At 73.7% G+C, this 16,449-nt stretch carries 17 protein-coding genes; 8 read left to right on the plus strand and 9 right to left on the minus strand.

What is annotated here, in order from left to right:
• The first annotated feature begins 17 nt into the window (after positions 1 to 17).
• The 4 genes from ACIRVF_RS15585 (at position 18) to ACIRVF_RS15600 (ending at position 3,244) form a co-directional block, all read left to right on the plus strand.
• Positions 18 to 710, plus strand: a complete 693-nt coding sequence (locus ACIRVF_RS15585; RefSeq protein WP_402817067.1) for a TenA family transcriptional regulator — start codon at positions 18 to 20, stop codon at positions 708 to 710.
• Positions 711 to 863: 153 nt separating this feature from the next.
• Complete coding sequence (locus ACIRVF_RS15590) at positions 864 to 2,027, plus strand: pyridoxal phosphate-dependent aminotransferase (RefSeq protein WP_402817069.1); 1,164 nt, start codon at positions 864 to 866, stop codon at positions 2,025 to 2,027.
• An 85-nt stretch (positions 2,028 to 2,112) separates the two neighbouring features.
• A complete protein-coding gene (locus ACIRVF_RS15595) occupies positions 2,113 to 3,006 on the plus strand; it encodes a TauD/TfdA dioxygenase family protein (protein WP_402817071.1) in 894 nt (297 codons plus the stop codon).
• Positions 3,007 to 3,064: 58 nt separating this feature from the next.
• Complete coding sequence (locus ACIRVF_RS15600; protein WP_402817073.1) at positions 3,065 to 3,244, plus strand: hypothetical protein; 180 nt, start codon at positions 3,065 to 3,067, stop codon at positions 3,242 to 3,244.
• Here ACIRVF_RS15600 and ACIRVF_RS15605 read toward each other — a convergent pair.
• Positions 3,198 to 4,184, minus strand: coding sequence for a molybdopterin-dependent oxidoreductase (locus ACIRVF_RS15605; RefSeq protein ID WP_402817075.1), 987 nt, complete (start codon positions 4,182 to 4,184; stop codon positions 3,198 to 3,200). The genes ACIRVF_RS15600 and ACIRVF_RS15605 overlap by 47 nt on opposite strands.
• A 193-nt stretch (positions 4,185 to 4,377) precedes the next feature.
• Between ACIRVF_RS15605 and ACIRVF_RS15610 the strand changes: the two genes are divergently transcribed.
• Positions 4,378 to 4,794 carry a VOC family protein gene (locus ACIRVF_RS15610; protein WP_402817077.1) on the plus strand — a complete coding sequence of 139 codons (417 nt, stop codon included), beginning with the start codon at positions 4,378 to 4,380 and terminating at the stop codon, positions 4,792 to 4,794.
• A gap of 9 nt (positions 4,795 to 4,803) precedes the next feature.
• On the opposite strand, the gene ACIRVF_RS15615 is transcribed toward ACIRVF_RS15610, so the two are convergent.
• The gene (locus ACIRVF_RS15615) at positions 4,804 to 5,502 is read right to left on the minus strand and encodes a helix-turn-helix domain-containing protein (protein WP_402817079.1); all 699 of its coding nucleotides are present in this window, start codon (positions 5,500 to 5,502) and stop codon (positions 4,804 to 4,806) included.
• A 174-nt stretch (positions 5,503 to 5,676) separates the two neighbouring features.
• Entirely contained in the window at positions 5,677 to 7,206 is a 1,530-nt protein-coding gene (locus tag ACIRVF_RS15620) for an MFS transporter (RefSeq protein ID WP_402817081.1), read from the minus strand.
• A gap of 244 nt (positions 7,207 to 7,450) precedes the next feature.
• On the opposite strand from ACIRVF_RS15620, the gene ACIRVF_RS15625 reads away from it, so the two are divergent.
• Positions 7,451 to 8,227, plus strand: a complete 777-nt coding sequence (locus ACIRVF_RS15625) for a TetR/AcrR family transcriptional regulator (protein WP_402817083.1) — start codon at positions 7,451 to 7,453, stop codon at positions 8,225 to 8,227.
• A gap of 31 nt (positions 8,228 to 8,258) precedes the next feature.
• On the opposite strand, the gene ACIRVF_RS15630 is transcribed toward ACIRVF_RS15625, so the two are convergent.
• On the minus strand, positions 8,259 to 9,050 hold the full coding sequence (locus tag ACIRVF_RS15630) for an isocitrate lyase/phosphoenolpyruvate mutase family protein (RefSeq protein ID WP_402817085.1): 792 nt from the start codon (positions 9,048 to 9,050) through the stop codon (positions 8,259 to 8,261).
• Positions 9,047 to 10,321 (minus strand): hypothetical protein, encoded by a 1,275-nt coding sequence (locus ACIRVF_RS15635; RefSeq protein WP_402817087.1) that lies wholly within the window; start codon positions 10,319 to 10,321, stop codon positions 9,047 to 9,049. The genes ACIRVF_RS15630 and ACIRVF_RS15635 overlap by 4 nt, the downstream gene beginning before the upstream one ends.
• Before the next feature lie 82 nt (positions 10,322 to 10,403).
• On the opposite strand from ACIRVF_RS15635, the gene ACIRVF_RS15640 reads away from it, so the two are divergent.
• A complete protein-coding gene (locus tag ACIRVF_RS15640; protein ID WP_402817089.1) occupies positions 10,404 to 11,168 on the plus strand; it encodes an ArsR/SmtB family transcription factor in 765 nt (254 codons plus the stop codon).
• Between the two features lie 22 nt (positions 11,169 to 11,190).
• On the opposite strand, the gene ACIRVF_RS15645 is transcribed toward ACIRVF_RS15640, so the two are convergent.
• From ACIRVF_RS15645 to ACIRVF_RS15660, 4 genes are all read right to left on the minus strand, one after another.
• The gene (locus ACIRVF_RS15645) at positions 11,191 to 11,682 is read right to left on the minus strand and encodes a DinB family protein (protein ID WP_402817091.1); all 492 of its coding nucleotides are present in this window, start codon (positions 11,680 to 11,682) and stop codon (positions 11,191 to 11,193) included.
• A complete protein-coding gene (locus ACIRVF_RS15650; protein ID WP_402817093.1) occupies positions 11,682 to 12,479 on the minus strand; it encodes a VOC family protein in 798 nt (265 codons plus the stop codon). The genes ACIRVF_RS15645 and ACIRVF_RS15650 overlap by 1 nt, the downstream gene beginning before the upstream one ends.
• A 137-nt stretch (positions 12,480 to 12,616) precedes the next feature.
• A complete protein-coding gene (locus ACIRVF_RS15655; protein WP_402817095.1) occupies positions 12,617 to 15,022 on the minus strand; it encodes a germacradienol/geosmin synthase in 2,406 nt (801 codons plus the stop codon).
• A 158-nt stretch (positions 15,023 to 15,180) separates the two neighbouring features.
• A complete protein-coding gene (locus tag ACIRVF_RS15660) occupies positions 15,181 to 15,528 on the minus strand; it encodes a DoxX family protein (RefSeq protein ID WP_402817097.1) in 348 nt (115 codons plus the stop codon).
• A 284-nt stretch (positions 15,529 to 15,812) separates the two neighbouring features.
• On the opposite strand from ACIRVF_RS15660, the gene ACIRVF_RS15665 reads away from it, so the two are divergent.
• On the plus strand, positions 15,813 to 16,448 hold the full coding sequence (locus ACIRVF_RS15665; RefSeq protein ID WP_402817098.1) for an HhH-GPD-type base excision DNA repair protein: 636 nt from the start codon (positions 15,813 to 15,815) through the stop codon (positions 16,446 to 16,448).
• Position 16,449: the final 1 nt, after the last annotated feature.

Here is a 16,449-nt window from a genome sequence, read left to right on the forward strand (position 1 = left end):
GAGAGGAACAAGAACCCATGGGTAACGAGGTCGAGGCCGGCATCGAGGTCATCTCCCGCATCAAGCAGATGATCGAGGAGTCCGGCATCAACCAGAACTCGTTCTACCAGACGCTGCGCAAGGAGCCGCTGCCGCGCGAGGTCCTCAAGGAGGTCTTCCAGCAGTACTTCTACTACATCCGCACCTTCCCGCAGATCCTGGCCGGCCTGGCCGCCCGCGTGGACGACGAGGTCATCCGCCTCAAGAGCGCCCGCACCGTCGTCTCCGAGCTCGGTGACGGGCGCGGCGACGCGCACTACGTCATGTTCGAGAAGGCGCTCAAGGGCATCGGCGTCGAGCTGGACGACTACCGCACCGTGCAGCACGCCCCCGAGGCCGAGAACCTCGTGGCCAACCTGCGCCGGCTGTTCCTGGAGGAGTCCCCCAACTACTCGATCGGCGCCCACTACGTCATCGAGGAGTTCGGCTTCCCGATGATCGTGAACCTCTACGAGGGCTTCCGGCTCTACGACGGCTGGGACCACGAGGACTTCAACTACTTCTACCTGCACATCCTCATCGAGGCCAACCACGTCGACTGGGTCCACGACGCGCTGCTGTCCGCCGCCAAGGACGAGGCCTCCTGCGAGGAGCTCCTCAAGGGCGCCGGCCAGGTGCTCGACGCCCTCAACCAGTTCTGGGCCGGCCTGAACCGCATCGCCACCGCCTGACCCGCGGCTCCGCGGCCCGGGCCGGGGGCCCCCCCCCCCCCGGCGGGGGCGCGCCCCCCCCCCCCCCCCCCCCCCCGCGCCCGGGGGGGGGGGGGGGGGGCGGGGCCCCCCCCCCCCCCCCGCGGCGGTGGCCCACAGAACGGAGGAGCGACGGTGAACCCGTCCATCGAGCACGGCGCCGACACCGTCAACGTCTACCAGCGGATGACCGCGCTGGCCGCCGGGTCGGGGGCGGTCAACCTCTCCCAGGGCATACCGGAGCCGGTGTACGACCCGGAATGGCGCGACGCCGTCGCCGCAGAGCTGCCCCGGGCGCACTTCCAGTACACCCCGACGGCCGGCCAGCCGGTGCTGCGCGAGGCCGTCGCGGCCCTCTACCCGGACCGCGGTGACGGGACGTCGGATCCGGTGGTCACGTCCGGCTGCACCGAGTCGCTGGCCTCGGTCCTGCTGGCCCTGGCCGGCTCGGGCAGCGAGACGGTGGTGTGGCTGGACCCGGGCTACTCGTACTACCCGGGCCTGGCCCGGACGGCAGGCCTGCGGTCGCGGAGCGTTCCGATCGACCTCTCCGGCCCCTCACCGCGGCTGGACACCGGACGACTCGTGGAGGCGCTCGCCCCGCTGGGCCGTCGGGGCGTCCTGCTGCTCAACTCCCCGCACAACCCGTCCGGGCTGGTCCTCGACCGGGAGGCGTGGTCCGAGGTGATCGAGCTGACCGGCCGGTACGGCTGCCAGGTGGTCGTCGACGACGTCTACCGGGACTTCCGCTACCGCGGGCCGGCCGTCCCGTACCGGGAGCTGCTCGCCACCGGCCGGGCCGCCGTCGCGGGCGCGGTCTCCAAGTCCTACGCCGCCAGCGGGGTCCGCCTGGGGTGGTTCATCACCTCGGACGGTCTCGCCCGGCGGGCCGAGACCGCCCACATGCACCTGTCGAACTGCGCACCCGACCTGCTCCAGCGCGCGGCGGCGCGGGTCCTCCGGCAGGTCGACGGCGCGCGCCTGACGCGGACGACCGAGTCGTACCGGCGGAAGCGGGACCACCTGCTGGCGGCCCTCAACGGGAGCGGCTTCACGACGATCGCGCCGGACGGCGGTCACTTCGTGATGGCGCGCCCGCCCCGGGGAACCCTGCGGGGCTCCGACCCCGCCGTCGAGCTGGCCCGCGCCGCCGGCGTGGCGGCCCTGCCACTGGACTCGTTCTTCGCCCGGCCGGAGCCGTCCTGGCTGCGGCTGTCCTTCGCGGTGGCCGAGGACCAGGTGGCGACGGCGGCGCGCAGGCTGGGTCACTGGCACCCTGCGCCGCCCCCGCCCGCGTGACACCGCCACGGGCCCGGCGTCAGCGCACATGTCCACCCAAGGGGCCGAGTCGGCAGCGGCCGAACCCTCGTCGAAAGCGGAGCGCATGAAAGCCAGACCACTGGGTGACCAGGACTTCGTCGCAGAGGTCACCGACCTGGACGCCGCGGCGGCGTCCCCGGATGAGATCGGACAGCTGAGGGACCTGCTCTTCCGGCACCGCGTCCTGGTGCTGCGCGGCCAGCGGCTGACACCCGAGTGCTACCAGGAGTTCATGCGCTTCGTCGGGTCGCCCGTCCCGCACGTCCTCCAGGACCTGACGGTCAGCGGCTTCCCGGCGATCCTGAAGATCTCCGACTACGTGTCGCCGGACGGCACCCGGTTCGGTGTGCTCGACGGAGGCGCCTACTGGCACGCCGACATGTCCTACCTCCCGCGGCTCGGCATCGCCACCTCGCTCTACGCGATCCGGGCGGCCGACCGTTCCGGGCGCACCGAGTTCATCGACCTGGCCCCCGCCCTGGCCCTCCTCGCCACGCGCGGGGACGTCCTGGAGGCGCTCGGCCGCGCCGGTGTCGACGAACTCCTCGGTCAGGAGGTGGTGCACCGCTTCGGCAACCGGGACGCGCTGAAGGACGACACCGCGGCCCGCCAGGAGCTCACCGCCGACCAGCAGGACCGGATGACCGGCGCCCGGCACCACCTGGTCGAGCGCCACCCCGTCACGGGCACCCCCGGCCTGTTCGCCCCGCTGGGAACCGCCATGGCACTCGCCGGGCTCGACGCGGAACGCTCCGACCTGGCGCTGGACCGGCTGCAGGAGTTCGTCCTGGCCGAGCTGCCCCGGTACACCCACCGCTACGAGCCGGGCGACCTGGTGATCTGGGACAACACCAGCACCCTGCACCGCGGGGCCGAGGTCAGCGCCACCTCGGACTTCGAGCTCAGCCGCCTGCTCTACCGGATCAACGTCGACTACAGCGGGACACCGGTCCCGTAGTCCTCGCCGGCGGCACGCGTCGCAGGCCCGGGCCGATCCTCTGCGGCCCGGGCCTGCGGTGCGTTTCCCGTTCGGCTCGCTCGACGAGGTGTTCGTCTTCGCCAGGATCGAGGACGGCACCGCCGCGCTGATCCGCGGCGCCGGCCACTTCGCGAGCTTCCGTCACCCCGACCAGTTCCTCCACCTGATGCTCACCCGCGTCCGCCCGGCCGCCACCGCGCAGCCGGCTGCCCGCTGACCTCCGCGGTGACCCGTATCTCGTGGACGGCGTTGCGGTCCCCGGTGAGCGGCTGGACCCGCCCGGCGGAGTCGGTGGCCCGGCAGCGGATGCGGTGCGGGCCCGGGGCGAGGTCGTACCGCAGCCGGAACCGCTGCCAGCCGAGGCCGGGGCCGCGCCGGTCCAGCTCGGCGGGCTGCCAGTCGGCGTCGTCCACGGCGACCTCGACGGCGGTCACCTCGGTGGAACTCCAGGCGTAGCCCGCCAGTTCGCAGCTCCCGGCCGGGACGGACCGCCCGTCCCCCGGGCTGAGCAGCTTGCTGCTGACGTCCTTCTCCCGGACCGGCCGCGACTCGCTCTCCCCCGGCAGGACGCGGGTGTACAGGCGGGTGGTGAAGAGGTGCTCGGGCCGCTCCGCGGCCAGCACGACACGGGTCAGCCACTTGACCGAGTTGGTGCCGAACATCCGCGGCGCCACCGCCCGCACCGGGTGGCCGTGGTCGGGGCGCAGCGGCTCGCCGTTCATGGTGTGCGCGAGGACGACCTCGGCGAGCGCCTCCTCCAGGGGCAGGTCCTTGAGGTAGCTGACGTCGCCCTCCCCCGCGAAGTCGCCGCGGTCGGCGCCCTCCAGCCAGACGTGCCGGGCCTCCGGGCGCGGACCGGCCGGCGCCAGCACCTCGGCGAGCGGGACGCCGGCCCACTCCAGGTTGGTGACGGCGCGGGTCGGCACGGTGGGGTGCAGCGGATTGCCGAAGCACTCGTGGACGGCGGTGAAGGCGGTCTGCGGCAGGCGTTCGAGATCCCGGAAGTCCAACCGCAGCGGCCGCTCCACCAGGCCCTCGACGGTGAGCGTCCAGGTGGCCGGGTCGAGCCGCGGGTACCGGCCGAGGTGACTGCGGACGAAGACCTCGTCGACCGGCGTACGGAAGACGTCCGGCGTCTCCGGGTCGGTCCTGAACATGCGTCACACCCCCGTGCGATGACCACTGCTGCCGTGATCGACGGTACAAGGAGCGACTGACAACGGGCCTCCCGGCCCCCGCACCGCTGTCCGTCGAGGTCGGGGGCGCTGTTCGGCGCCCCGGGCGGGTACCGCCCGGGGACGTCCGATTCGTTCAAGACCGCCCGCCCGTGCCCCGCCTACCGTGGCGGGCATGGACAGCACACCCGCAGACAGCGCACCCGCACCGCAGTTCGCCTTCGTCGGCCTCGCCGTCGCCGACATGGCCGCCTCGGTCGCCTTCTACCGGCGGCTGGGGCTCGTCTTCCCCGAGGGCTCGGAGCAGGAGCCGCACGTCGAGACCGAGCTGCCCGGCGGGCTGCTCCTGGTCCTCGACACCGAGGCGACCATCCGCTCCTTCCACCCCGACCGGCAGCCGCCGACCGGCGGTGCCCGGGCGGCGCTGGCCTTCCGCTGCCAGAGCCCGGCGCACGTGGACGCGGTGTACCGGGAGTTGACGGACGCCGGGTACCACGGGGAGCTGAAGCCGTGGGACGCCTTCTGGGGTCAGCGGTACGCCTCGCTGCGCGATCCGGACGGCAACGGGATCGACCTGCTCGCGCCGCTGTAGAGCCCCGCGTCACAGCAGCGCCGTCACCCGCGTCCCGGCCAACTCCCGTACGTCGCGGGCCAGGTGCGCCTGGTCCGCGTAGCCCGTCCGGGCCGCCGTCTCGGCGAGCGGGACGCCGGAACGGGCCAGCCCCAGGGCGCGCTGCAGCCGCAGGATCCGGGCGAGGGTCTTGGGGCCGTAGCCGAAGGCGGCCAGGGAGCGGCGGTGCAGCTGCCGGGCGCCGAGCCCGACCGCCTCGGCCGTCGCCGCGACGCCCTGCCCGGCCGCGAGCGCGGCGGCCACCGCCCGTACCAGCGGGTCCGCGGGCGGCGCCGCGGCCGCCAGGCGCAGCGCCAGTTCCTCCAGTGCGGCGGCGGGGTCGGGTGCCGCGTCGATCCGCCCGGTCATCCGCCGTACCTCGCCGCCGGGCCACAGCTCCGCCAACTCGACCCGGCGGTCCCGCAGTTCGTACGCCGGCACGCCGAGCAGCGCGGGCGCCGCCCCCGGGAGGAAGCGGACGCCCGCCCACGGCCCGCGCAGCCCCGGCCCGGGCCGGAACGCCCGGGTGTCCGGCCCGGCGACCAGCAGCCGGCCCTCCGTCCACAGCAGGTCCATGCACCCGTCCGGCAGCACCAGCCCGTCCGCTGCACCGTCGGTCTCCGCGCGCCCCTTCGTCCACAGCACCGCCCCGGGCAGACGGGACGGGCGCTCCGCGTAGCGGGTGGACATGTTCCGAAGGCTACGCGGGCCGGACGGGCCGTGCGCCCTGAGAACCCACGGCCCCCGGGAAGCCTGCGTCCCGGGAAGCCCGCGTCCCGGGAAGCCCGCCGGCCCCGGCTGCGCGGGGCAGCCGGGGCCGGCGGGGGGTTACGGCCGGCGGGGTACCGGCCGCTTCGAAGGGGCTCAGACCACCGCCTCGACGGCGGGTTCGACGGTGGGCTCGGCGGCCCCGGCGGGCTCGACCGGGGCCTTCCCGGCCGCCGTGCCCCGCATCAGCACCAGGGTGAGCACCGCCGCCGCCAGAACGGCGATGCCGCCGACCGTGAAGGTGGTGGAGGTGGCGGTGTTGAAGGCCTCCCGGGCGGCCCGGGCCAGGGCGGTGTCCCCGCTGCCGGCCGAGAGGACGAGGGCGTCGGTGACGGCGTGCCGGGCCGGGGCGGGGGCGTCGGTGGGCATCGAGCCGGTGTAGGTGCTGGAGAGCACGGTGCCGAGGATGGCCACGCCGAGCGCGGCACCGGACTGCTGGATGGTGTCGTTGAGCGCGGAGCCGACCCCGGCGTGCTCGCCGGGGATCGCCCCCATCAGGGCGTTGGCGGCGGCCGGCATGCCCAGTCCGGAGCCGATGCCGAGCACCAGCATGGCCAGGGCGACCTTGGCGAAGCCGTCGCCGACCGAGAGCGTGGCCAGCAGGCCGAAGCCGGCCGCGATGATCACCATGCCGACGGCGGTCAGCACCCGGGCCGGGAGCTTCTTGCCGAGCGCGGCGCCGATCACATTGAAGGCGAGCGAGGCGACGGCCAGCGGGATGAAGGCCAGGCCGGTGTCGGTGGGCGTGAACTCCAGGACGAACTGCAGGTACTGGGTGAGCACCAGCATCAGGCCGCCGGTGGCGAAGGTGAGCAGGACGAGGGAGAAGCTCGCGCCGGTGAAGACCCGGTTGCGGAACAGCTTGAGCGGGACCATCGGCGAATCGGTACGGACCTGGCGGATGCCGAAGCCGGTGAGCGCGGCGACCGCGACGGCCATCGAGCCGAGGGTGCCGACGTGGGCGAAGCCGTCCCTCGGGAGGACGATGATCGACCAGACCAGAGCGGTCATCCCGACCATCGAGAGCAGCATGCCGGGCAGGTCGGGCTTGCGCCACGGGCCCTTGGACTCGGGCATCAGCACGACCGCCGCGACGATGGCCACCACCGCGACCGGCACGTTGAGCAGGAACACCGCGCCCCACCAGAAGTGCGCGATCAGCGCGCCGCCCAGCACCGGACCGCCGACCAGGCCGATCATGGCCACCGCGCTCCAGGCGGCGATCGCCTTGGGCCGCTCCTCGTCGTCGAAGACGGTGATCAGGATGGAGAGGGTGCTCGGCATGACCAGGGCGCCGCCCACGCCCATCAGCACCCGGCCGGCGATCAGCTCACCGGGGCTCGCGGCGACCGCCGCGACCAGTGAGGCGGCGCCGAACAGCGCCAGCCCGACGACCATCACTTTTCGTCGGCCGAACCGGTCGGAGAGGCTCCCCGAGGTCAGCAGCAGACCGGCGAAGACCAGGATGTACGAGTCGATGATCCACTGGATGTCCTGCGCCCCGGCCTTGAGGTCCTCCGCGATCGGCGGGATGGACACCGTGAGCACCATGTTGTCGATCACCAGCACCAGGCTGCTGAGGCAGAGCACGACCAGGATGAGCCAGCGACGCGGGTGACGGTCCACCGCGATCCCCCCTTGTGTTTCGGCGCGTCGGCCGCGGCCCCGCGCACGTCCTCGCGTCGGCGACGAGCCGCGCGGAAGTCCCTTCGTGGCGCACACCGTCCACCCGTCCCCGACCGAACGGTGTGCGCCACGCCGAACACTGTACGGACGCCGAACACTGTTCGCAAGGCCGTACGCTGTGCGGAGCCGGGGCCTATGCTGGACGCACCGCCCCGACCAGGGGGCACGTGGAATGGAGGGCCTGATGACGGCCAAGTCGGAGGACACCCCGCCGGAGCGACGCACCGGTACGCAGCCGGGCATCCCGTCGCCGTGGAACCGTCCGCAGAAACGGCGGACCCAGCCCGCCCTCAGCCGCGAGCAGATCGTCGCCGAGGCCTTCGCGCTGCTGGACTCCGAGGGCATCGACGCGCTGAGCATGCGCAAGCTCGGCGCCCGCCTCAACGCCGGCGCGACCTCGCTCTACACCCACGTCGCCAACAAGGAGGAACTGCTCGCCCTGGTCGTCGACCACGTCTTCGGCGAACTCCCGCTGGCCCGGGCCGAGGGCGCCGAGGACCCGCAGGTCTGGCGCACGGCCATCGTCGAGTGCACCCAGGCCATGCGCGCCGCCGTCGTGCGCCACCCCTGGATGGTCGCCGTGATGGGCGACGTCGGGATGGTCTACCTCGGTCCCAACTGGATGCGGCTCTCCGAGGCCCTGCTGGCCCTGATGGAGACGGCCGGCTTCGAGATCGGCGAGGCCAACGACGTGATGGGCGTCGTCATGGGCTACACCATCGGCACCGCCAGCGTGGAGGCCGCCTGGCTGAGCGCGCTGACCAGGAGCGGCCAGGGCGAACAGGAGTTCATGGAACAGCTGCTGCCCGCCGTCGTCGAGGCCACCAGGACGCACCCGCGACTGCACCGCCTGTACACCACCCAGGTGCCGGACGAGATCGAGGCCGGCCGGGACAGCGGCTTCCTGCGCGGCCTCAACGTGATCCTGGACGGGATCGAGGCGAGGCGGGCCGGGCGCTGAGCCCGGACCGCCCTCCCCCGACCACGCGCCGTCAACTCCCGCTCAGCGCCTGCACCTCCGAGTAACCCGGCACCGGAGCGACCGGTCCCCCCGAGGCCACGGCGGCGGCCGTCGCCACCGCCGCCGCCAGCGCCGAGCGGTACAGCAGCGAGCCCAGGCTGACCCGGGCCACCCCGAGCCCGGCCAGCTCGGCGAGGCCCGGACCGGCCGGCGTCCAGAGGATGTTGAGCGGGACGGACAGCCGGTCGACCAGCCGGGCGATCACCGCCGGATCGGCCAGCCCGGGCACGAACACCCCGTCCGCGCCCGCCCGTCGGTAGGCGTCCAGCCGCCGCACGGTCTCCCGCTCGGCGTCCTCGGTGCCGCACCAGTAGGTGTCGGTGCGGGCGTTCACGAAGAGCTCCGGCACGGCGGCCTTCACCGCCGCGACCTTCGCCGCGTGGACGGCGGACGGCGCCAACGCGCCGTCCGGCCGGCCGTCCTCCAGGTTGATGCCGACCGCGCCGGCCTCCGCCAACTCCAGCGCCAGAGCCGCCACTTCGGTCGGGTCGTCGCTGAAGCCGGACTCCACGTCGACGCTCAGCAGGAAGCCGTCGCGGCCCAGCCGCCGGGCCAGCCGTACGGTCTCCCCGCGGGTGGCGGCCGCGCCGTCGGGCAGTCCGGCGGCGGCCGCCACCCCCAGGCTGGTGGTGCCGATCGCGGGGTGACCGGCCGCGGCGAGGGCGGCGGCCGAGGCGTGGTCCCAGGCGTTCGGGAGCAGCAGCGGACGGCCGGGGCGGTGATGCAGGGCGGCGAAGGCGGCCGTCGGGACGGATGGCGTCATCGGGCCGCCTCCGGCCGCTCGATCGGGCCCACCGAGTCCGCGTAGTAGAGGCCGGCCCTGGCGAGATGGCACACGATGTGCCGGAAGCTCCAGCCCGTCCCCGGCGAGTCGTCCAACTGCGGTTCCGGCAGTGCGGCGACCCGCAGGGACCAGATCCGGCCGAGCCGGGTGAGGCGGCTGCGGGCCTCGTCCAGGTCGGCGGTGGTGAACGGCACCAGGTCGGCCGGGGTGGTGACGTTGGAGGCGTGCCAGTGGTCGGCGGGGGCTGGCTCGCCGGCCAGCCGGGCCTCCAGCTCGGCCCAGTGGTCGAGGAGGTGGTCGGTGACCCGGCGGATCGCCTTGTGCGGGGTGTAGGTCCGGCCGTCGGCGCGGAACGGGCGGCCGTCCCAGGCCGTCCAGGTGTCCGCCAGGGCGAGCACGTGGTCGATCATCTCCGGGATCAGGGCGGCGAGTTCGTCCTGGGCGAGGGGTTCCTCGGCGGCCGGCCGGGAGGTGTCCGCCGGATCGGAGGAGCCGTAGAGGATGCCCTCGGCGATCACCATCGCCTGCGCGCGGCCCGGGCAGAGCCGGGGCGGGGCACCGAAGGCCAGTGGCTCGCGGCCCGGCTCCCGGGCGGCGTCGAGGTCGAGCAGCACGTGCGCCCCGGCGGGGACCGCGACCCCGCCGACCTCGGTCGCCCGGGCGGCGAAGCGGCGCATCGCCCGGACCGGCGGATCGTCCCGCAGGGCGGCGGCCGGTCCGCCACCGCTGCGCCGGGCGTGCTCGACCAGGGAGGCGGTGGCCTCGCAGGCCTGGACGAGCAGCCCGATCCGGTTGGCGGCCGTCTCCGGGTCGTCGTCGCCCATCGCGGGCAGCAGCCGGGCCACCGCCGCGTCCGCCGCCGGATCGTCCGGCGCCGGCTCGAAGTACGCCCGGGCGACCGCCTTCACGTCCCGGGCGACGGCCTCCGGGTCCGCCAGGCCGAGCGCCCGCGCGAGCGTCCGCACCACCCGCAGCCGGAGGTCCGGCTCGAAGCCGCCCGCGGCCAGGACCCGCAGCTCGACCGAGTCCAGCCGTTCCAGGTCGGCCACCACCAGCGCCCGGCGCCGGGCGTGCGGCTCGCCCGCGCTGAACCGGGCGACGGTGGACCGCAGCCAGGCCACCGTGCCGTACGGGCCGGGCGTCGCGGGCGGCGGGACCAGTGCCGGGTCGGCCAGGGCGGCGGTCACGTCCTCGTGGCGGGAGAGGGTCAGTGCGGGGCACGTCGGATCTTGGGTCCTCGGATCGCTCATGCCGTCATCCTGGCCCCGGGTCGTTTCGGTCCCGGCCGAACAGTGCTGGGTGGACCCTGGAGGCATGGCCGATCATGGACGCATGACAGTGGACCCACGGGGCTCGGCGCTCACCGCCTTCGCCGCGCTGCTCGCCGACCCCACCCGCGCCGCCTTCTGCTGCGCGCTGCTGGACGGCCGCGCCTGGACGGCGGGCGAGCTGGCCCGGTCGGCGGGCGTCGCGCCGTCGACGGCCAGCGAGCACCTGTCCCGGCTGATCGCGGGCGGCCTGCTGGCCGAGGCGCGGCAGGGGCGGCACCGGTACGTCCGGCTGGCCTCCAGCGCCGTCGCGACGATGATCGAGGACCTCGCCGTCTTCGCCCAGGCCACGGCCGAGGCCGCCGCGCCCGGCCGCACCGCTCCCCCGGGCGCCCCCGTCCGCTCCGGCCGGCCGGAGCCCCGGAACCTCCGCCAGGCCACCCGGCAGAGCGCCGAGGCCCGCGCCCGCACCTGCTACGACCACCTGGCCGGCCGCCTGGGCGTGGCCGTCGCCGACGCCCTGCTCGACCGCGGCCTGGTCGCCGACCGCGCCGGACTCGCCGTCACCGAGCGCGGCCACAGCTGGCTGGCCGCCCAGGCGATCGCACTGCCGCCGCACACCGGCCGACCGGGCGGGCGCCCGGTGGTGCGCAGCTGCCTGGACTGGACGGAGCGCCGCAGCCACCTCGGCGGCGCGCTGGGCGCGGCCCTGTGCCGCACCGCGCTGGACCGCGCCTGGGTCGAGCCGATCGGCTCCGGCCGGGCCCTGAAGGTCACCCCGGACGGCTGCCGGGCGCTGCGCGAGCTGCTCGGCGTCGAGGTGTCCTGAGACCACTCGCGACAGCGGCTGCTCAGCCCATCGACTTCGCCCCGTCCAGCGCCTCCCGGATGATGTCCGCGTGCCCGGCGTGCTGCGCGGTCTCCGCGATCAGGTGCAGCAGCACCCGCCGGGCCGACCAGCTCGCCCCCGGCTCGAACCAGGGCGCCGACGGCAGCGGGTGGGCGGCGTCGAGGTCGGGCAGGCTCCGCACCAGTTCGTCCGTGCCGCGCGCCACCGCCTCGTAGCCGGCGAGCAGCCCGGCCAGTGTGTCGCCCTCCGTCATCCGGAACTGCTCCGCCCAGTCCCCCTCGCCGTCACCGCCGCGCATCGCCTCCGCGCCGCCGGTGACGAACCGCGCCCAGCGCGCCTCGACCGCCGCGACGTGCTTGACCAGGCCGCCCAGGCACAGCGCGCTGACCGTGGTGCGCCGGGCGGCCTGCTCGTCGGTGAGGTCCCGCAGGGTGCGGCGCAGCAGGTTCCGGTGCCTGTCCAGGGTCTCGACGAGGTCCTCGCGCTCCCCCATCAGACGTCCACGGCCGGCGGCCGCTCGCCCACCGTGCGGCCGAGGTCGATCAGCCCGAAGGCCGCGCCCTGCTGGTCGCCGACCGCCGCGAACCGCCCGAACGGGCTGTCCATCGGCCCGGCGTACACCTTGCCGCCCTGCTTCCTCAGCCGCTCGATCGCCGCGTCGGTGTCGTCCACGGCGAAGTAGACGCTCACGTACGAGGGCGCCCCGGGCGGCAGGAAGTCGCCCTCCGCCCCCATCCGGCCCAGCACCGGCCGGCCGCCGACCAGGAACATCCGGTAGTCGATCTGCTCGGAGTCCATCTTCTGCGTGCCGTACGGGAAGACCGCCGGGAAGAAGGAGTCGGCCTTCGCCGGTTCGCGGGTGACGATCTCGGCCCAGCTGTACGCCCCGGGCTCGGCCTGCTTCTCGAAGCCGTGGTGGATCCCGGCCTGCCAGACGCCGAACACCACTCCGCCCGGGTCCCTGGCGATCACCATGGTGCCGAAGTCGCCGACCTGCATCGGCCCCATCACCACTTCGCCGCCGTGGGTCCGGATCCGCTCGGCGGTGGCGGCGGCGTCCGGCGAGGCCAGGTACAGGCACCAGGCGGGCTGCGCCTGGCTGCCCGGCATCGGCGGCACGATCGCGGCGACCGCCTTGCCGTCCGAGTACGCCTGGGTGTAGTTGCCGAACTCCGACGAGCTCTCGCCGAAGGTCCAGCCCAGGACGTCGCCGTAGAAGGCCTTGGCGCCCTCCACGTCGCTGAACATCGCGTCGGCCCAACAGGGTGTGCCCTCAGGTAGCGCAGCCATCTCTCAGCCCTTGTCCATGACGGTGCGGACGTACGCCGGAAGGCGCACACGGCCCCCGACTGGCCAGCCTAGGGCGCGTCCGGCGAACCCGCGCGGGACGGCCCGCGCGGGTTCGCTCCCGCGGCGCGGTGCCCGTCTCAGCCCGCCGGTACGGCCCCGCGCACCGGCGGGCGCAGCGAGGTGGTGCCCAGGCCGGTCGGGCCGAGCGGCACCGTGCCCGTCACCGCCCCTGCTCCGGACCCGGCCCCGGACCCGGACCCGGCCTCGACCGCTGCCGCGGCCCGGGCCCGGACCGCGCCCGCGAGGTCCCGCTCGACGCCGAAGTGCCGCTCCAGGTCCTCGGTGCGGTACCGGCGGCAGCCCCGGTGCCAGCTCAGGATGCCCGCGAGCCAGTTCTCCAGCTCCTTCACGTACCCGTCGAGCAGCTCCCTGGCCTCCGCGCCGAGCTCGAAGTCCTCGTACATCACCGGGAGTTCCCGCTGCGCGACGTGCTGGAACTGGTCCAGCCGGGAGCGCATCAGGTCGTCGACGATCCGCACCGCAGACGGGTAGTCGCAGTTGAAGAAGTTCTGCACCACCAGCACCGCGTTGTGCAGCTCGCCCTCGTACTCGACCTCCTTCTGGTACGAGAAGACGTCGTTCATCATGCACGCGTAGTCCATCGCGGAGTTCTCCAGCGCGCGCATCGAGCCGTGCCGGTACACCTCCGCGGGGACGGTCCTCCCGTGGCCGAGCCGGGCGAGCATCGAGGTGAGTTCGGAGCCGAAGGTGGAGCGGCGCATCTCCAGGTAGTCGACCGGATCCGGCACCCGGTTCTGGATCTGGTTGCTCAACTCCCAGATCCAGCTGGCCGTCATCACCTCGACCGACTCGCGCAGCGCGCCCCGGGCCTCGACGGGCAACGGGCCCGCGGTCCGCTCCCAGAGGTCGGCGAGGGAGCGCTCCAGCGCGTTGACCGGCTCCGGCACGGGCTCGCCGTCCACCGGCATGAACAGCGGCAGCCGCGCGTTGGCGGCCTTGGCGCCCGCCAGGTCGCGGGTGCGGCCGAAGATCCTCGGGTAGTAGTCGTCGGCCCAGGTGCCCCAGGCCAACCAGGCCGAGGCGATGTCGAGTTGGTCGGCGGTGGCGTCGGGGTGGATGCCGGCCGCGCACAGCGGCAGGTCGTAGTCGCGCATCGACTCGGCGTCCCAGATGCCCGATCCGGGGAGTCCGGGGTGCTCGGCCAGCAGGCCCACCCGCTCGGCCCACTCGACCACCCGCTCCCGCGCGCCGTCCAGGTGGGGGCTGAGCGACAGCGCGAACGGCAGCTCGAACTCCGGCAGCCGGGACGGCCCGACCGGCCGGAACGGCACGTGTCCGTGCGAGCGCGCCCGCCGTACGGCCGGAGCCGCCGGGGCCTGCGGCGTCCCGACGCCCTTGCGCAGGACGTCCAGCGCCGAGGTCCCGATCCCGCCGATCGCGTACTGGTCCCACCAGTTGCCGGCCCCGGGCAGCCCCGGCAGCTCCCCGCCCGTGCCCGGTGCCACCTCACCGGCCGAACCCGCCGCCGCTCCACCGCCGTTCATGTACCGGCTGGACCGCATGTGCCACTCGTGCCCGCCCGACTGCCAGTCCTGCAGCCCCTTGACGTACGCCATCACCCGGGCCCGGCCCGCCGGGTCGAGCCCGGTCTCCTCGAACAGCACCGGCAGTTCGGTGAACACGGTGTTCTCGAACTGCTGCAAGCGCGAGGTGAGCAGGTCGTTGACCGCCTCGGCGGCCTCCTGGGTGGAGCACTCCAGGAACCGTTCCAGCACCAGGACGCCGTTGCTCAGTTCGCCCTCGTCCTCGACCTCGCGCTGGTACGAGAAGATGTCGTTGCGCAGGTGCACGCCGTCGGAGAAGGCGTCCATCAGCACCCGCAGCGCGCGCGAACCGGACACCTCCTTCGGCACCTCGGCCCCGGCCGCGAACTCGACCAGCTGCGCCGACCACGGCGCCCCGCCGACCTTGCGGCGCATCTCGATGTACTCGACCGGGTTGGCGATCCGGCCCGCGTCGATGTTGGCCAGCTCCCACAGCGACTCGTTGAGCAGGTTGCGGGTGCTCTCGGCGAACCGGATCCGCCAGTCCTCCCCCATCACCGGCACGGTCCGCCGCCAGAGATCGGCCAGACCCGCCTCGACCGGGTTCTCCGGCTCCGGCACCGGCGCCTCGGGATCGGCCGGCATGAACAGCGGCAGCCGGTCGAGGTGCGCCTTGCCAGCCCGCCGGTCGTTGGTGCGCTTGTACATGTCGAGGAAGTGGTCGTCGAAGAAGAACACCCAGACGTACCAGTCGGTGACGAGCGACAGCGCCTCGGCGGAGGCGTCGGGATGGGTGTACGCGCAGAGCAACCCGTAGTCGTGGGCGTCCAGGTCGGCCTGCTCCCAGATCCCGGATCCCTCCAACATGCCCATCTCCCGGGCCCATTCCGACGAGTGGGCCCGTGCCCGGTCCAGGTGGGGATTGAGCCGCGCCGGGTGCGGCACGTAGAAGGACGGCAGTTCGAACGGCTGGGTCACGGCGGGCGAGCCTTTCTGGACGCGTCGATTGGAACCAAGAATGGCGTCCCGTCACCACTGTTCACCGCAACAACAGCAACAGTCATATGAAATGACCTCATTGACCCGAACAGGGGCGGCCCACCGGATGGTGGACCGCCCCTGCGGCGGGCGGGCGGTCAGGCCGCGAGGCCCAGGACGAGGGAGGCCGCGGCCGGGGCCAGGTAGATCAGGGGGAAGGGGACGTGGGCGTAGGCACGGGCGCGGGCGACGGTGATCACGGCGCCGAGGAAGTAGAGGACGATGCCGACGGCGGCCGCGTAGCCGATGGCCGGGACGGCGAGGCCGACCAGCAGCCCGAGGGCTCCGGCGGCCTTGGCCACGCCGAGCCAGGTCCACCAGGCGCGCGGGACGCCGTACTCGGCCAGCGGCCCCACGACGTACTCGGCGCCGGCGAAGACGGAGTACGCCGAGAAGCCGACCATGAGGGCGCCGAGGAGGGTGACGACGGTGTGGGCGACGGACATTGGAGTGCTCCCCGTTCGGTGGCTGGTCGATCCGATTCGGTCGGATCCGGTCGGACACAGCACTGACCCGGAGCACCCGGCGGATGTGACAGCCGCGGACAAAAATGTTTCCGCGTCGACTCGGGGGAACTTTCAACAACCGCTCCGCCAACGAACAAAGCAGGACTGACAAGGGCGGTAAACACCAAGACTTCCCCAGGTACGGGCGTGTTGACCGCGTCCGTCCACGCCGCGTCATCCAGACTGGGCGCCGACCGACGTCAACTCCGAGGAGGCCGAACCTCATGAACGTCACCGTCCGGCTCGCCCAGCAGCCCGAGGCCGACGAACTGCTCGGACGGAGTGCGCTCGCCGCGCTCGTCGGCATGCTGCTGGACCAACAGGTGCCGATGGAATGGGCGTTCACCGGCCCGTGGACCATCGCCCAGCGGCTCGGCCGCAACGACCTCGACGCCCACGAGATCGCCACCTACAGTCCGGAGGAGTTCGTCGCGCTGCTCTCGGCGAAACCGGCCGTCCACCGCTACCCGGCCGCGATGGCCAAACGGGTGCAGCAGCTGTGCCAGTTCCTCGTCGCGCAGTACGACGGCGACGCTGCTGCGCTGTGGAAGGACACCCGCACCGGCAAGGAACTGCTCAGCCGCCTCAATGCCCTTCCCGGCTTCGGCAAGCAGAAGTCGCAGATCTTCCTGGCCCTGCTCGGCAAGCAGTACGGGGTACGGCCCGAGGGCTGGCGCGAGGCGGCGGGCGTGTACGGCGAGGAGGGCGCGCACCGCTCGGTCGCCGACATCACCGGCCCCGAATCCCTCGCCCTGGTACGGGAGTTCAAGCAGGAGGCGAAGCGGGCGGCGAAGGAGGCGAAGGCCGCCGCCAAGCCCCGCACCACCACCCGGACCGCCACCGCCGCCGCCGCCCGTTGAG

Source organism: Kitasatospora sp. NPDC101157 (assembly GCF_044768255.1).
Lineage (GTDB): Bacteria > Actinomycetota > Actinomycetes > Streptomycetales > Streptomycetaceae > Kitasatospora.

Coding starts and splice junctions, on each gene's coding strand:
- ACIRVF_RS15585 (WP_402817067.1), top strand. CDS start 18: ATGGGTAACGAGGTCGAGGCCGGCATCGAGGTCATCTCCCGCATCAAG.
- ACIRVF_RS15595 (WP_402817071.1), top strand. CDS start 2,113: ATGAAAGCCAGACCACTGGGTGACCAGGACTTCGTCGCAGAGGTCACC.
- ACIRVF_RS15605 (WP_402817075.1), bottom strand. CDS start 4,184: ATGTTCAGGACCGACCCGGAGACGCCGGACGTCTTCCGTACGCCGGTC.
- ACIRVF_RS15610 (WP_402817077.1), top strand. CDS start 4,378: ATGGACAGCACACCCGCAGACAGCGCACCCGCACCGCAGTTCGCCTTC.
- ACIRVF_RS15615 (WP_402817079.1), bottom strand. CDS start 5,502: ATGTCCACCCGCTACGCGGAGCGCCCGTCCCGTCTGCCCGGGGCGGTG.
- ACIRVF_RS15625 (WP_402817083.1), top strand. CDS start 7,451: ATGACGGCCAAGTCGGAGGACACCCCGCCGGAGCGACGCACCGGTACG.
- ACIRVF_RS15630 (WP_402817085.1), bottom strand. CDS start 9,050: ATGACGCCATCCGTCCCGACGGCCGCCTTCGCCGCCCTGCATCACCGC.
- ACIRVF_RS15635 (WP_402817087.1), bottom strand. CDS start 10,321: ATGAGCGATCCGAGGACCCAAGATCCGACGTGCCCCGCACTGACCCTC.
- ACIRVF_RS15640 (WP_402817089.1), top strand. CDS start 10,404: ATGACAGTGGACCCACGGGGCTCGGCGCTCACCGCCTTCGCCGCGCTG.
- ACIRVF_RS15645 (WP_402817091.1), bottom strand. CDS start 11,682: ATGGGGGAGCGCGAGGACCTCGTCGAGACCCTGGACAGGCACCGGAAC.
- ACIRVF_RS15650 (WP_402817093.1), bottom strand. CDS start 12,479: ATGGCTGCGCTACCTGAGGGCACACCCTGTTGGGCCGACGCGATGTTC.
- ACIRVF_RS15660 (WP_402817097.1), bottom strand. CDS start 15,528: ATGTCCGTCGCCCACACCGTCGTCACCCTCCTCGGCGCCCTCATGGTC.
- ACIRVF_RS15665 (WP_402817098.1), top strand. CDS start 15,813: ATGAACGTCACCGTCCGGCTCGCCCAGCAGCCCGAGGCCGACGAACTG.